General features: G+C 52.9%; 12 protein-coding genes. 11 read left to right on the top strand and 1 reads right to left on the bottom strand.

From position 1 onward, the window contains the following. The first annotated feature begins 65 nt into the window (after positions 1 to 65). Both AWM70_RS11860 and AWM70_RS11855 read left to right on the top strand, forming a co-directional pair. On the top strand, positions 66 to 2093 hold the full coding sequence (locus AWM70_RS11860; protein ID WP_068696633.1) for a beta-galactosidase: 2028 nt from the start codon (positions 66 to 68) through the stop codon (positions 2091 to 2093). Positions 2094 to 2254: 161 nt separating this feature from the next. Then, on the top strand, positions 2255 to 3301 hold the full coding sequence (locus AWM70_RS11855) for a phosphotransferase family protein (protein ID WP_068696631.1): 1047 nt from the start codon (positions 2255 to 2257) through the stop codon (positions 3299 to 3301). A gap of 90 nt (positions 3302 to 3391) precedes the next feature. Here AWM70_RS11855 and AWM70_RS11850 read toward each other — a convergent pair whose 3' ends face one another. Next, on the bottom strand, positions 3392 to 4465 hold the full coding sequence (locus tag AWM70_RS11850; RefSeq protein WP_068696629.1) for a M42 family metallopeptidase: 1074 nt from the start codon (positions 4463 to 4465) through the stop codon (positions 3392 to 3394). 414 nt (positions 4466 to 4879) lie between these two features. Here AWM70_RS11850 and spoVAC point away from each other — a divergent pair, with 414 nt between their 5' ends. The 9 genes from spoVAC (at position 4880) to AWM70_RS11805 (ending at position 14285) form a co-directional block, all read left to right on the top strand. After that, the gene (gene spoVAC / locus AWM70_RS11845) at positions 4880 to 5383 is read left to right on the top strand and encodes a stage V sporulation protein AC (protein ID WP_068696627.1); all 504 of its coding nucleotides are present in this window, start codon (positions 4880 to 4882) and stop codon (positions 5381 to 5383) included. Next, the gene (gene spoVAD, locus AWM70_RS11840) at positions 5383 to 6399 is read left to right on the top strand and encodes a stage V sporulation protein AD (RefSeq protein ID WP_068696625.1); all 1017 of its coding nucleotides are present in this window, start codon (positions 5383 to 5385) and stop codon (positions 6397 to 6399) included. The genes spoVAC and spoVAD overlap by 1 nt, the downstream gene beginning before the upstream one ends. A 5-nt stretch (positions 6400 to 6404) precedes the next feature. After that, the gene (gene spoVAE, locus AWM70_RS11835) at positions 6405 to 6755 is read left to right on the top strand and encodes a stage V sporulation protein AE (RefSeq protein ID WP_068696623.1); all 351 of its coding nucleotides are present in this window, start codon (positions 6405 to 6407) and stop codon (positions 6753 to 6755) included. A 284-nt stretch (positions 6756 to 7039) separates the two neighbouring features. Continuing rightward, positions 7040 to 7996 carry an AAA family ATPase gene (locus AWM70_RS11830; protein ID WP_068696621.1) on the top strand — a complete coding sequence of 319 codons (957 nt, stop codon included), beginning with the start codon at positions 7040 to 7042 and terminating at the stop codon, positions 7994 to 7996. 5 nt (positions 7997 to 8001) lie between these two features. Next, positions 8002 to 9255, top strand: a complete 1254-nt coding sequence (locus tag AWM70_RS11825; RefSeq protein WP_068700610.1) for a DUF58 domain-containing protein — start codon at positions 8002 to 8004, stop codon at positions 9253 to 9255. Then, a complete protein-coding gene (locus AWM70_RS11820) occupies positions 9252 to 11537 on the top strand; it encodes a transglutaminase TgpA family protein (protein ID WP_068696618.1) in 2286 nt (761 codons plus the stop codon). The genes AWM70_RS11825 and AWM70_RS11820 overlap by 4 nt, the downstream gene beginning before the upstream one ends. Before the next feature lie 187 nt (positions 11538 to 11724). Next, positions 11725 to 12252, top strand: coding sequence for a YqeG family HAD IIIA-type phosphatase (locus tag AWM70_RS11815; RefSeq protein ID WP_068700608.1), 528 nt, complete (start codon positions 11725 to 11727; stop codon positions 12250 to 12252). Next, positions 12249 to 13382 carry a ribosome biogenesis GTPase YqeH gene (gene yqeH, locus AWM70_RS11810; protein ID WP_068696616.1) on the top strand — a complete coding sequence of 378 codons (1134 nt, stop codon included), beginning with the start codon at positions 12249 to 12251 and terminating at the stop codon, positions 13380 to 13382. The genes AWM70_RS11815 and yqeH overlap by 4 nt, the downstream gene beginning before the upstream one ends. Positions 13383 to 13409: 27 nt before the next feature. Continuing rightward, positions 13410 to 14285: a shikimate dehydrogenase gene (locus AWM70_RS11805; protein ID WP_068696614.1), complete on the top strand. Its 876-nt coding sequence runs from the start codon at positions 13410 to 13412 to the stop codon at positions 14283 to 14285. Positions 14286 to 14310 lie beyond the last annotated feature (25 nt).

Below are 14310 nucleotides of genomic sequence, written 5' to 3'. Positions count from 1 at the left end.
TAAAGCCAATGAAAGCGGTATTAGAATGATAATATAATTATATACAAAAGGATGTGCAGCGTAAAATGATCAATTCCAAACTGCCTAAAATCTGGTACGGCGGCGACTATAATCCGGAGCAGTGGGAGCAGGAGATCTGGAGAGAAGACGAGAGAATGTTTAAGCTGGCAGGCATAGATGTGGCTACGATTAACGTCTTCTCCTGGGCGCTGAATCAGCCAAGCGAACATGATTATGACTTTGCCTGGCTCGATGAGCAGATGGACCGTTTGCATCAAAGCGGAACTTATGTCTGCCTCGCTACAAGCACAGGCGCTCATCCGGCCTGGATGGCCAGACAATACCCGGATGTACGCCGGGTAGACAAAAATGGACATAAACGCCAGTTCGGCGGACGCCACAATTCCTGTCCGAATTCTCCCACCTACCGCAAATATTCGGCAGCTATTGCCGGCAAACTGGCAGAGCGTTATAAAGACCATCCTGCTTTGCTGATCTGGCATGTTTCCAATGAATACGGCGGCATGTGCTACTGCGAGAACTGTGCAGCCGAATTCCGCGTATGGCTGCAGAAGAAATACGGAACGCTGGAGGCTTTGAACAAGGCCTGGAATACGCGGTTTTGGGGACATACCTTCTATGATTGGGAAGAAATCGTTCCCCCAAGCGATCTTAGCGAAGAGTGGGGGCACAACCGGACCAACTTTCAGGGCATTTCCCTCGACTACAGACGTTTTATGTCCAACAGCATTCTTGACTGTTACAGATTGGAGTATGACGCGATCAAGCAGCATACGCCGGACATTCCCGTAACGACGAACCTGATGGGCTTCTATCCGGAGCTGGACTATTTCGAGTGGGCCAAATATTTGGATGTCGTGTCCTGGGACAACTATCCTTCGCTGGATACGCCGGTCAGCTTCACGGCGATGACACATGATCTGATGCGCGGGCTGAAGAGCGGCAAGCCGTTTATGCTGATGGAGCAGACGCCGAGCCAGCAGAATTGGCAGCCTTACAACTCGCTGAAACGCCCTGGCGTTATGCGTCTCTGGAGTTATCAGGCTGTGGCCCGCGGCGCGGATACGGTGCTGTTCTTCCAGCTGCGCCGTTCGGTCGGCGCCTGCGAGAAATATCATGGAGCGGTTATTGAACACGTAGGCCATGAGAATACCCGCGTATTCCGTGAATGCGCAGAGCTGGGCCGTGAGCTGCAGCAGCTGGGCGACACGCTTCTGGATGCCCGGAGCCAGGCCAAGGTAGGCATCGTTTATGACTGGGAGAACAGCTGGGCGACCGATCTGACAAGCGGACCTTCCGTCGCGCTCGACTATGTGAAAGAAGTGCACAAGTTCTACCACGCTTTATTTGATCTGAACATCCAGACCGATATGATCGGGGTGGAGGAGGATTTTTCGAAATATGATCTGGTCATCGCGCCTGTCATGTATATGGTGAAAGCTGGTTTCGCAGACAAGGTGGAGCGGTTTACGGAAGCCGGCGGCACCTTTGTGACCACCTTCTTTAGTGGGATCGTGAACGAGAACGACATTGTGACATTAGGCGGTTATCCTGGAGAACTGCGCAAGGTACTTGGCATCTGGGCGGAGGAGATTGACGCCTTGTTCCCGGATCAGCGCAACGAAATTGTGATGAAGGGGCAGTGGGGGGGTCTCAAAGGCAGCTACGAATGCGGCCTGCTGTGCGATCTGGTGCATGCGGAAGGCGCAGAGGTGCTGGCGGAATACGGCCAGGATTTCTACCGGGGGATGCCGGTGCTGACCCGCAATAAATTCGGCAAAGGGCAAGCTTATTATGTGGCTAGCAGCCCGGATGAGTCCTTTATGAAAGGCTTCCTGGCCAATCTCTGCGAAGAAGCTGGTATCCAGCCGCTGCTTGCTGCCCCGGAAGGCGTGGAGACGGCTGAACGCAGCAAGGACGGCCGCAGCTTCCTGTTCGTGCTTAACCATAACGCGGAGGATTCCGAGCTGGAGCTGGGCGGGAACAAATTTAAAGAGCTGCTCAGCGATGCCGAACTGGCAGGAACAACCACCATCCCGGGCCGCGGCGTGTTGATTTTGGAACGCCTGTAAGCAGCTGTTTAAACCAAAAACTTCATAAGAAAGCATTTTCATTTATCGGCTCTTCTTATATAGTATTCGTTAAGGAAGCAGGAAGGAAACCGTCAGCAGGAAAAAGCATTTGCTTTAGCTGGCGGTTTTCTTGTTCTCTAATAAGACGGAGGGGTTTGGCCATGAGGAGCGCAACAAAAGCAGAGCTGACCGAACAGCAGCTGGAGAAGCTGATCAGGGTTGTGTTTGGCGGGAAGACGGTTATACATCATTCCAAGGAGCTGGAGGACGGATGGTTCAACGCAGCTTACTGGATTACCTTGAGTACAGATCGCTACGGAGAAGATGAGAGCAGCGGTAAGGGGGATGGCTCTGGCTATTCTGGAGGCGGAGGAAGCCGTGAGGAGAAGACGGTGATTCTGAAGGCCGGGCCGCCGCAGGGCGCACGTTGTATGCGTTACGAGCGGAATATGATGAACGCCGAGGTGAAAGCGCTGGTAATGCTTCGCGAAGCCGGGATTCCGGTTCCGGAAGTCTACGGGTATGATCCGAGCCGAACGCTGGTTTCGAGCGAATATTTTGTGATGGAGTGCCTGGACGGCATGCCGTTTAACCAAGTCAAACAAGGCCTTGCAGTTCAGCAGGTCAAGCAGGTGCAGAAGGCTTTAGGGAGGATCAACCGGGCGATTAACGAAATTGCCGGTCCTGGATTCGGTTATTTGGCCCTGAAGGAATTCCAAAGTGGGGATTGGGACGAATGTTTCCTGAACATGGTCGAAGGATTGCTGCTTGATGCGGAGGATGTGAGATGTGAGCTGCCGGCCGAACCGTATGAAATCCGCGGCGCTTTTGAACGGGGCAGGGCCAGCCTGAGGGAAGTGCGGGAACCTCGTTTGGTCCATTGGGATCTGTGGGATGGCAATGTATTTGTGGATGAAGGCCGAATTACGGGCATCATCGACTGTGAACGTGCATTGTGGGGCGATCCGCTTATGGAATTTTATTTCCGTTCGGTTGCAGATTCGGGCGATTTTCTGGAGGGATATGGTCCTGTTGCGCAAACGCCGGGTGCGGTCAAACGAAAGCGGATGTACGATATGTATCTGAATCTTATCTTCCATATTGAAGGCGTATTCCGGCAGTACGACAACCAGGATCATTTGGATTGGGCGAAAAAAAATCTCTGGAACGACTGGCCGCCGTTCCTTCAGGTGATGAAGCAGCCGTAAGAGGGCTGCAATCCGGAAATAAGAAGGCAGCCGAAGGGGAGCATTTCCCCTGCCGGCTGCCTGTATTTTTCATAAGAAGGTCTCCTTGAATCAAGCGCGCTCCAGAATCGTATTCAGCGTAGTGCGGTCAAGACCGCGCACCAGCTTCGTAATCAGCTCTTTGGCTGCCGCGTAATCATCGGTGTGGATGATCGAAGAAGAAGTGTGGATGTAACGCGAGCAGATGCCGATCACGGCCGAAGGCACGCCGATGCCGCTCAGATGGACTTGTCCTGCGTCGGTGCCGCCTTTGGAAATGAAATATTGGTATTTGATCTTGTGGGTGGCGGCTGTATCCTCGACGTATTCGACCATGCCGCGGTGTGTCAGCATACCCGGATCAAAGATGCGCAGCAAAGCGCCGTCGCCCAAACGGCCGAAAGCTTGACGATCGCCGGTCATGTCGTTGGCAGGGCTGGCGTCCAAAGCAAAGAAGATGTCCGGCTGGATCAGGTTGGCCGCGGTGCGCGCGCCTCTGAGGCCGAGCTCTTCCTGAACGGTGGCGCCGGCGTAAAGCACGTTCGGCAATTTTTCCTTATGTAGGTTCTCCATCAATTCGATGGCCAAACCGACGCCGTAGCGGTTGTCCCAGGCTTTGGCCATGATTTTCTTCGGATTGGACAGCGGCGTGAATTCGCATACCGGCACGATCTGCATGCCGATTTTGATGCCGAAACTTTCAGCCTCTTCTCGGCTGTCCGCGCCAACGTCCAGATACATCGATTTGATATCGACAGGCTTGTTGCGCTGCGATTCGTCAAGCAGGTGGGTCGGAATCGAACCTACCACGCCGTTTACCGGGCCGTTAGGGGTGATTACCTGAAGTCTTTGGGCCAGAATCGTCTGGCTCCACCAGCCGCCGAGCGGTTGGAAGGAGATCATGCCTTTGTCGCTGATGCCGGAGACCATAAATCCGACCTCGTCCAGATGACCGGCAACCATAACCTTCGGTCCGCTTTCGTCACCGCGCAATACGCCGAACAAGCTGCCCAGGCGGTCCTGCACAAACTCTTCGGTATAGGTGGACAGTTTGTTTTTGACAAAACCCCGGAGCTCCCGCTCAAAGCCCGATACGGACGGGAATTCGGTCAGCTGTTTGAATAATTCAAGTGTTTTCTGTTCCATGTGTGCCTATTCGCTCCTTTCAGTATGATATTAGTATGAACCAAGAAGAGCGGGATGTCCATTTTGAAAAAGGCGCTCAGACAGGCACTTGAACTCTCTCTCCCGCATAAAATGGCGGAGGGCTGAATACCGAAGGCGGAGGGCTTGGGATGCTGGATGAGAAACAAAAAGAGTGGCTGCTGATTTGTTTGCTGTTTATTTTACTTGTGATTGTACTTCAGCTGTTATGAGCAAACGGGAACACAGGATTCGGCTGGAAAAAGAACAACGGTGCATTTCAACCTGGCGGAGACCGCTGGTGGGAAGGCGCCGTTTTTATTTTTATCCAACATAATTTATCCAAACATAACTATGGGGCAACTAACAAATAATAACGGCTAAACAACAGATTTTTCTAAGAAGGAGGCGTCAGTCATGGCCACTAATACAAAACCGGGAGCTAAAATCAAACTGAATTCCATATCGCTGAACGCTGAAGATTACAAGCAAATTGCCAAAAAACATGAACCCTCGCGCAGTGTATTTAAAAACTGTATCCGGGCTTTTTTGGTTGGAGGCGTGATTTGTATCATCGGACAAGCGATCCAGGAATTTTTTAAAGCGGTTTTTGACATGACGGAACGGGAGGCTGCGAACCCGACAGTAGCCGTGCTGATTATTATCTCCATTATTCTCACCTGCTTGGGCGTTTATGACAAAATTGCTCAGTGGGCGGGAGCCGGATCAGCCGTGCCGGTTACCGGTTTTGCCAATTCCATGTGTTCCTCCGCCCTGGAAAGCCGCAGTGAAGGAATTGTGCTTGGCGTTGGCGCCAACATGTTCAAGCTGGCAGGCTCCGTTATTGTCTTTGGCGTGGTAGCCGCCTTTATTATTGGAGTTATTTACGCAATATTCGGCATACAAGGAGGGCACTCCTGATGCTGCTTGGCGGACAAACCTGGGAATTCAAATCAAAGCCGGTGATTATCGGATCCGCTGCCGTTGTGGGACCGGAGGAAGGACAAGGCCCGCTTGCTGCGGATTTTGATTACGTGTTTGACAATCTGGAGATCGGTGAATCGACTTGGGAGAAAGCAGAACGCAAGCTGCTGGAGCATGCAGGCACTACCGCGCTGATGCATGCGGGAATTACCAAAGACCAGCTGCAGTATTTTGTCGGCGGGGACCTGATGAACCAGATCATCAGCGCGTCCTTTGCGGCCCGCAGCTTCGGGGCTCCATATCTGGGGGTCTTTGGCGCTTGCTCGACCTCCATGGAAAGTCTGGCGATTGCTTCGATGATGGTCGACAGCGGCAACGCGGGTTATGTGCTCGCGGGAACCGCCAGCCACAATTGCACGGCGGAAAAACAGTTTCGTTATCCGACCGAATACGGTTCACAGAAGCCTCCGACAGCCCAGTATACGGTTACGGGTTCGGGCTGCGCTGTCGTAGCAGCCAAAGGGAACGGTCCGCGGGTTACTCATGCTACGATCGGCAAAATCCAGGACCTTGGCATTACCGATCCGTTTAATATGGGCGCAGCTATGGCTCCGGCTGCAGCCGATACGATCGTTTCGCATTTCCGCGATACGGGCAGGACGCCGGCCGACTATGATTTGGTCGTAACCGGAGACCTGGCCTCTGTAGGGCTGCCGATTGTGAAGGATATTTTGAAGCGGGACGGGGTTCCGATGGAGCAGACGGATTTCCAGGACTGCGGGCTGATGATTTATGACCGTGAGAAGCAGCCGCAGGTGATCGCCGGCGGGAGCGGCTGCGGTTGTTCGGCATCCGTTACTTATGGCCATATCCTGAAGAGGATCGCTTCCGGCAATCTCAAGCGGGTCCTTGTCGTAGCGACAGGCGCGCTTCTGTCGCCGCTGTCTTATCAGCAAGGGGAATCGATCCCCTGCATTGCGCACGCTGTTGCGATTGAGAAGGAGGGAATATAACCACAATGATTTTTTTATGGGCTTTTCTTATTGGAGGCGCATTCTGTGTAGTCGGACAGCTGATGTTTGATGTGGCCAAGCTGACTCCTGCCCATACGATGAGTACGCTTGTTGTCATCGGTGCGGTTCTGGACGGCCTGGGTTTATACGAGCCGCTCGTTAAATTCGCCGGTGCCGGAGCTTCTGTGCCGATTACCAGCTTCGGCAACTCGCTTGTGCATGGGGCGATTACCGAGCTGCACCGGGACGGCTGGATCGGCGTGATTACCGGGATCTTTGATGTGACCAGTGCCGGGATTTCTTCGGCAATCATCTTCTCGTTCCTGGCGGCTTTGGTTGTTCGCCCGAAAGGCTGAGAACGAAGAAATCGGGTTTTGATCAGGGTACCTGACCCTGCAAGCGGCCCCCTTTGTTAGAAACTTTAACAATGGGGGCCGTTTTTTGTTTTTCTTTGGTGCTGCGCCGAGCGCCTACAGCAGCTCAACCATAACAAAACCTGGGAGAATAGGGAGAAACGTGTACTTCTAAGGGGCTTATCATGTACAATAAGAAATAGACAAAAAATTTTTAAAACTTATCGATTTTATATTTCATTTGTCTTTTATTCATTAATAAACTCGATACAGGAGGAAGCTCTTATATGCCCCTTAATCCCGAATCATTAGTTGTTATATCTGCTGTTAGAACGAATTTGGAATCCTGCATCCTGGGGAAATCCTTTGAAATCAGACTGCTGCTGACCGCCCTGCTGGCAGGCGGACATGTTCTGATTGAAGATGTGCCGGGAACGGGGAAAACCCAATTAATCAAGGCTTTAGCGAAATCCATGAATGGAGAATACCGGCGTGTCCAGTGTAATCCGGACATTTTACCGAGCGATATAACGGGGGTTTCGATTTACCATCCTCATGAGCAGAAATTCGTGTTCCGTGCCGGTCCCGTGATGACGAATCTTCTGCTGGCGGATGAAATCAACCGCGCAACCACCAAAACCCAATCCGCTTTGCTGGAGGTCATGGAGGAACGCAGCGTGACCGTTGACGGCGTAACCTACTCGCTGCCGCATCCTTTTATGTTATGCGCGACGCAGAATCCGATTGATTTTGAAGGCACCTATATGCTGCCCGAGGCTCAGCTGGACCGCTTCATGATCAAAATTACGATGGGATATCCCGATGCCGAGACCGAGAAGAAGATGGTGCTGGCTCAGCAAATCGGACAACCCGTCGATTCCCTTCTCCCTGTTACCGATATGTACCGGATCGCCCAGCTTCAGCGGGAGGTTCGTGATGTGCACATCAGCGAAGCGGTTACCGGCTATCTGCTGGAGGTCGTCCGCAGCACGCGTCAGCACGGCGCTGTCCTTCTTGGGGCAAGCCCGCGCGCATCCCTTGCATTCACGGCGGCTGTCAAAGCATTTGCTTTCCTGGACGGCCGGGACTTTGTCCTGCCGGACGATATTAAGCTGCTGGCTCCTTATGTGCTGAGCCACCGCATGCTGCTTCGCCCGGAATCTAGACAAGGAGTTCAGCATGCCGGAGTTGTGCTTCGTTCCATTCTTGAGCAGGTACAGGTGCCTGTGTCCGTGGGGCGATAAGATTGATGTCCAGACTTAAATTAAGAAGCCTGAAGAGAAGCCGCAGACTTTCCGGCATCAAGCTGTTTGGCTTCGTATGGGCAATCTGTTTGCTCTATGTCCTGTTTCAAGGGGGCAAAACCTCCATTATGTTATTTGTGATGGTCTCCCTGCTGGCCGTGTATTGGCTGCTGAGCTTGCTTGGCACTAAGCTTAAGACGCGAGGTTCCAGATCCTTGTCCACGGACGGGGACCGTCGGCTGCTGCAGGCCGGGGACCAGGTGCGGATCAAATTCCGGATGGAGCCTCCGCGTTTTCTGCCGGTTCCCTATGTCATTGTGCGGGAAGTGCTGAAGCGCCACAGCGGGGAATCCTGGTCCTTTGAGGAAAGCATCGTTCCGAAGGTTCGCTCCGGAGGCGAACTGGTCTACCAGACGCCCCCGCTTGAACGAGGCAGCTATTCCTTTACGGATACCGAATTGGTCTATGAGGATATATTTGGCCTTGTGGAACATAAACGTACGGTTGCCGTTCCGGGCAACTTCCAGGTGCTGCCCAGAACCATATTTATACCAAGATGGCAGCTGTTTGAACGTGGACTCCGCTTTGCCGGTCCACAGACGCAGCAGGCTCAATCCCGCCATGAAACGACGCAGATCGGCGGGGTGCGTGATTATGTGCCCGGAGACCGCATGACGCGGATTCACTGGAACGCAACGGCCAGAACGGGTGAACTCAAATCCAAGGAGTTTGAACATGAATCCATGCCGAATACGATGCTGATCCTCGACGGCAGCGCAGAGAGTTATCCGCATGCCGATCTGTTTGAACTCGCGGTTTCAACTGCCGCATCGCTGCTTGATTATGGCGGACGGAACCTGATTCGAATGGGCTTGTGCACATTGAATGCGTCCCCGAGGATTTTTCCGCCGGAGCTCGGTCCTCACCAGCACCAGCAAATGCTGCACCACCTGGTTGATCTGCTTCCGGATGGTCAAAGCTATGCGGAGGGTTATGCCTTTATGGAGTCTCAGAGTCATCAGTTCCGCAGCGGTCAGCTGCTTGTTTATATCAGTCCGCGATCGCTGGAGAGCTTTTCAGGAATGCTCCAATTTGCCCGTCAACGTCAGATGACGTTGTACCACATTCAAATCGGCGGCTTTAATTCCAGAGAATCAGGCTCTTTCCAGAAACCGGTGTGGCCGGGAGCGGGCATACAAAGCACGCATTTGAATACGCTGGAGGAACTTCCCGCCGCGGTTGGAGGTGGACGAGTATGAGTAAGCTGGGGAACTGGTCGAGATCATGGTACTCTTTGGCCTCTGTAGTCTGGCTGTTCATTATGGCTTACCAGTGGTATAGGTTTACGGAGCCTGTCTGGCTGGATAAAACCTCAAACCTTGTTTTATATACACTGATTGTCACCGCTGCAGCTGAATTTCTGCCTGTCGGCTCGGTCTTCCGGTGGCTGCTGAAGTTAACCGCCATAGTCATCCTTCATATTAGATTATTAGGTTTGCACCAAATTTTTTCGGAGCAGTATGCGTATCTTCCTTATTCTTTGAAAATGCGAATGGCGTTTGAACAATTGGCGCCTTATATCTGGTTCACGATCGCAGCATGGGCTTTATTCGAGCTTGCCGCCCGCGTCATTGACAGGCGAAGCCGGATCCTTCTGTTTCTTGGGCTCAATATTATTGCTCTTACGATTTTGGATTCCTTCACCCCGTATTCCTTATGGAGCGAAACGGCCTGGTGCGTATTTGCCGGCATGGGCTGGCTGGTCAGCAACCATTTCCGGCGGATGGAGCTGAACCATCCCCGCGGCTGGAAAGCGCTGCGGCGAAGACCGCTGCGAATTCTCGCCAATATCGCTTTTATATTTGCCGCTGTGCTATGGATCGGGGTCAGCGTGCCGACGATCAGCCCTGTGCTTGAAGATCCCTACACGCTGATGCAGAAATATTGGAATGGCGGACATGGGGCGGATGCCGGGAGCACATCTGACGGTACTGCCTCCGGCAAATCGGGCAGTGGTTCCTCGGGAACCACCTCCGGATACAGCAGGGATGACAGCAAGCTGGGCGGCGGCTTTCAATTTGACAGCAGTCCGGTCATGAATGTCGTGACAGACTCAAGAGTCTATTGGCGCGGGGAGACCCGGGAGTATTATACGGGTACAGGCTGGATTGATGACGCGCGGGAGAATACGGGGCCCCGATCAGCCGAATCCGGAGAAGAGGTCGTGAATCCGCAGGCGGGAACAGCCGCCAAACACCAGATTACTCAGCGGGTCACGATGCTGAATCAGGAGAAGTATCCGGTGCTGTTTGGTGCCTATTCGATTACTCAAGTTGACATTCCGCCGGATGCATCAGACGCAGATATCAAGCCGAAGCTGATATGGAGCGGCAAGAGAGCGACGATGTACTGGGGCGGTTTCACCAGCGGTTCCCGGGGCAATGGCAACTATCCCCGCCAGTACACGGTGGTTTCAGAGGTTCCTGAATATTCGGAGGACGAGCTGCAGAAGGAAAGCTTTAACCAGCTCTACGGTGCAGGAAGCGGTGATGAGCAGGCTTATCTGCAGCTGCCTTCCGCTTTTCCGGACCGGGTTAAAGATTTGGCCCAGCAGGTAACGTCTTCAACCAGTACGCCTTATGGCAAAGTCATGCTGCTCAGAGATTATCTGAGAACGAATTTTAGATATACCAATACGCCCGATCTCAGCAAAAAAAAGTCCAGTGATTTCGTGGACAGCTTTCTGTTTGAAATCAAGGAAGGTTACTGCGATTATTTCTCAACGGCCTTGGTTATGATGGCGCGTTCCTTGGATATTCCGGCCCGTTGGGTGAAAGGATACGCGCCCGGACAGCTTGGAGCGGCTTCGGATTTGGCCGAGAAATCGGCTGCTCCGGATAACAATCCTCAGACTTATATGGTTACCAACGCTGATGCCCACTCTTGGGCAGAGATTTATCTGGGTGAAACCTACGGCTGGATTCCGGTTGAAGCGACTCCCGGATTTACCCTTCCGGACAGCACCCCTGTTCAGGAGCAGGAGGATGAACCTGCCGAGCAGCAGCAGCCGGAGGAAGAGAAAGAAACCTCCCAGCCAGACGAGCCTGTGCAGGCTAGTGTTTCGGACGGCCGTTTTCCAGCTTCTGTTATCGGCTGGGTTCTGGCTGCGGCACTGCTGCTGTGGGCTTCGTTTGCAGCCTGGAGAAACCGGACAGCCCTTTATTTCCTGCTGCTGCGTTTGAGACATGGTCAACATCTGACCGATGCAGACAAAGTGGTGGCGGAATCCCGGAGATGGCTGGCTATTATGAAACGCCAGGGATACGGAAGAGCCGAACATGAAACCATAAGAGAAGCGGCTCAGCGCTGGGAACGGGTGCAGCCCGAGGTTGCGGAACGTTTAGAGCCGCTCCTCAGACAGTTTGAACAGGCCAAATACAGCGCCGAGTCTGTTGGTCAAGAAGATTGGAGAACGACGATCAAGCTTTCCAGGGAGCTCAAGGCTTTTGTTCGAAAGCAGAAACGAAAACAAGCCGGGTAATTTTGTTCAGAACATGATAACGGGTGCTGCTTGCGACCGCTGCTGCGGAAGGAGGCGGCTCCCGTTTCTGTTTCTCCTCAGGCATAGCCTTTCTGGCCCTAGGCCAGAAACAGCCTGACAAGCCGATTCTATTTGCTATAATTGAAGATTATGGTATAGTTTGTCCTATGAAACCGAGGTGACGAGATTGTTTGAGAAATTTATGCCCAAATTGCGGGTCGATACGGTGTTTGACATCGATCTGGAGGATCTGTATGACAAAGGATACAGAGGAATCATTACGGATTTGGACAATACGCTTGTAGGGGCCAAGGATCCGTTATCCAATCCGAAGCTCGTAGCGTGGTTTGAATATGTAAAGAAATGCGGATTTCAGTTAGTAATCGTATCCAACAATAACATGAACAGGGTGTCGACGTTTGCGACTCCTTTAAATATCGAATTTGTGCACCAGGCGCGCAAGCCTTCCAATGCCCCGTTCAGAAGAGCCATGAATATGATGAATTTGCAGCCTCAGGAGACGATCGTCATCGGAGACCAGCTGATGACCGACGTTTTGGGCGGAAACCGTCTGGGGCTGTTTACTGTGCTTGTCCTGCCGATTTCGGCAGGGGACGAAGGCATCGGGACGCGGATTAACCGCAGACTTGAACGTTTTGTCAAAGGAAGGCTGCATAAAGCCGGACTTTGGCTGGAGGAGGATAAGAAGAAATGACAACTGCTCAAGACAACTCCGTACTGCCGCGCTGCAGCGGCTGCGGAATTTCCTTGCAGACGACAGATACAAGCAAACCCGGGTATGTGCCGGAGAAGGCGATGCAGAATGATCCTGTTATTTGTCAGCGCTGTTTCCGGATTAAAAATTACAACGAGTCCTCATCGGTTACTCCAGATCAGGACGAATTCCTGCGTCTCCTGGGCCAGATTGGCACCAAGGATGCGCTGGTGATCCATATCGTGGATATTTTTGATTTCCAGGGCAGCGTCATCAGCGGGCTGCAGCGTTTCATCGGCAACAATCCAGTGCTGCTTGCTGTTAATAAGATTGATTTGCTGCCGAAAGTCTCCAACTGGAACAAGATCCGCAACTGGGTGCAGAAGCAGGCCAAAGATGCGGGGCTTAAAGTGGAGGATGTCATTTTGTGCAGCGCCAAGCAGAACGACGGATTTGACCGTCTGCTGGAGGCCATCGGCCAACATCGGGGCGACCGTGACGTCTATGTGGTTGGAGCGACCAATGTCGGCAAATCAACGCTGATCAACCGTTTGATCCGTGATTACAGCGACCTGGAGCAGGAGCTGACGACCTCCCGTTATCCGGGAACAACGCTGGATATGGTTAATATTCCGCTGGATGACGGCAAGTTTATCGTAGATACGCCGGGGATTATGTATCCTTCCCGTTATACAGAGCTCGTGGATACACGCGATCTTGGCGTGCTGCTGCCCGAGAAGGCGCTTAAACCGGCTGTTTATCAGCTGAACGAAGGACAAACGTTGTTCTTCGGCGGATTCGCGCGGTTTGATTTCATACAAGGAACGGGATACCATCATTCCTTCACCTGCTTTGTAAGCGGACGGGTGCCGATTCACCGGACCAAGCTGGAACGGGCGGATCAGCTGTTTGCTGCTCATGCGGGAGAGCTGCTGTCCCCGCCAACCAAAGACAATATTGAGAAGTTGCCTGCCTGGACAAGACATGAGTTCCGGATTGCCAAAGGCTCTCATTCAGACGTGTTTATTTCCGGCCTGGGCTGGGTTAAAGTCAACAGCGATCAAGGATCGATCATTGCCGTCCATGCCCCTAAAGGCGTTAAAGTCATGGTGCGGGATTCACTGATTTAAGCGATTGGAGAAACGGGGGAGACGGAAATGGGAAACCTTGCTCAGCTAGTGAAGGTTCATGAGCCGCTGCTGTTTGGCGTCATGGGCGATCCGATTGGGCACAGCAAATCTCCGGTGATGCACATGGCGGCTTTAAAGGAGCTGGGATTGTCCGGCTCCTATGTGCCGCTGCACGTGAAAGGGGAACAACTCGGGGCGGCTGTAGAAGGGATACGGGCTTTAGGCTTCCATGGCGTAAACGTAACCGTGCCGCATAAGGTGGACGTCATTCCTTTTCTGGATGCGGTGGATGCCGATGCCAAGGCGATTGGGGCGGTCAATACGATCGTCAATGACGGAGGTTTTTTGACTGGCTACAACACGGATGGGATTGGATATATCCGTTCGCTCAAAGAGGAAGCGATCCCGGATTTAAGGGGGTTAACCGTACTTGTCTTAGGGGCCGGGGGCGCGGCTCGCGGCATCGTTCATGCGCTGCTGAAGGAGAAGCCTTCGGAGATCATCATCGCCAACCGGACAATGGAGAACGCAAGCAAGCTGGCTTTGGAATGGGCGTCGCTCGGCAAAATCACGGCCTGCGGGACAGATTCGGAAGCTTTGGCAGCCTATGCAGGCCGGGCGGATATTATCATCAACACGACTTCGGTCGGCATGCACCCGAACGGTGGAGACACGCCGCTGGAAGAGCGGTTTATCCCGGAGGGGATAGTAGTCAGCGATTTGATCTACAATCCGCTGAAGACCCGGCTGCTGCAGGAGGCTGAAGCCAAAGGCTGCCGGATCCACGGCGGGCTGGGCATGTTTGTGAACCAGGGGGCTTATGCCTTGGAGTATTGGACCGGTCTCACGGCTCCTTCGGAAGCGATGAGGCAAGCGGTATTAACCGAATTTGGGGTATACTAGAATTAATTTTTATAAGGAGTCCCGC

The sequence above is a fragment of the Paenibacillus yonginensis genome (genome assembly GCF_001685395.1).
In the GTDB taxonomy this organism is placed as follows: domain Bacteria; phylum Bacillota; class Bacilli; order Paenibacillales; family Paenibacillaceae; genus Fontibacillus; species Fontibacillus yonginensis.
The sequence above is the reverse complement of the archived record's forward strand: the minus strand, read 5'-3'. Positions and strand labels throughout refer to the sequence as shown.

Coding starts and splice junctions, on each gene's coding strand:
- AWM70_RS11860 (WP_068696633.1), top strand. CDS start 66: ATGATCAATTCCAAACTGCCTAAAATCTGGTACGGCGGCGACTATAAT.
- AWM70_RS11855 (WP_068696631.1), top strand. CDS start 2,255: ATGAGGAGCGCAACAAAAGCAGAGCTGACCGAACAGCAGCTGGAGAAG.
- AWM70_RS11850 (WP_068696629.1), bottom strand. CDS start 4,465: ATGGAACAGAAAACACTTGAATTATTCAAACAGCTGACCGAATTCCCG.
- spoVAC (WP_068696627.1), top strand. CDS start 4,880: ATGGCCACTAATACAAAACCGGGAGCTAAAATCAAACTGAATTCCATA.
- spoVAD (WP_068696625.1), top strand. CDS start 5,383: ATGCTGCTTGGCGGACAAACCTGGGAATTCAAATCAAAGCCGGTGATT.
- spoVAE (WP_068696623.1), top strand. CDS start 6,405: ATGATTTTTTTATGGGCTTTTCTTATTGGAGGCGCATTCTGTGTAGTC.
- AWM70_RS11830 (WP_068696621.1), top strand. CDS start 7,040: ATGCCCCTTAATCCCGAATCATTAGTTGTTATATCTGCTGTTAGAACG.
- AWM70_RS11825 (WP_068700610.1), top strand. CDS start 8,002: ATGTCCAGACTTAAATTAAGAAGCCTGAAGAGAAGCCGCAGACTTTCC.
- AWM70_RS11820 (WP_068696618.1), top strand. CDS start 9,252: ATGAGTAAGCTGGGGAACTGGTCGAGATCATGGTACTCTTTGGCCTCT.
- yqeH (WP_068696616.1), top strand. CDS start 12,249: ATGACAACTGCTCAAGACAACTCCGTACTGCCGCGCTGCAGCGGCTGC.
- AWM70_RS11805 (WP_068696614.1), top strand. CDS start 13,410: ATGGGAAACCTTGCTCAGCTAGTGAAGGTTCATGAGCCGCTGCTGTTT.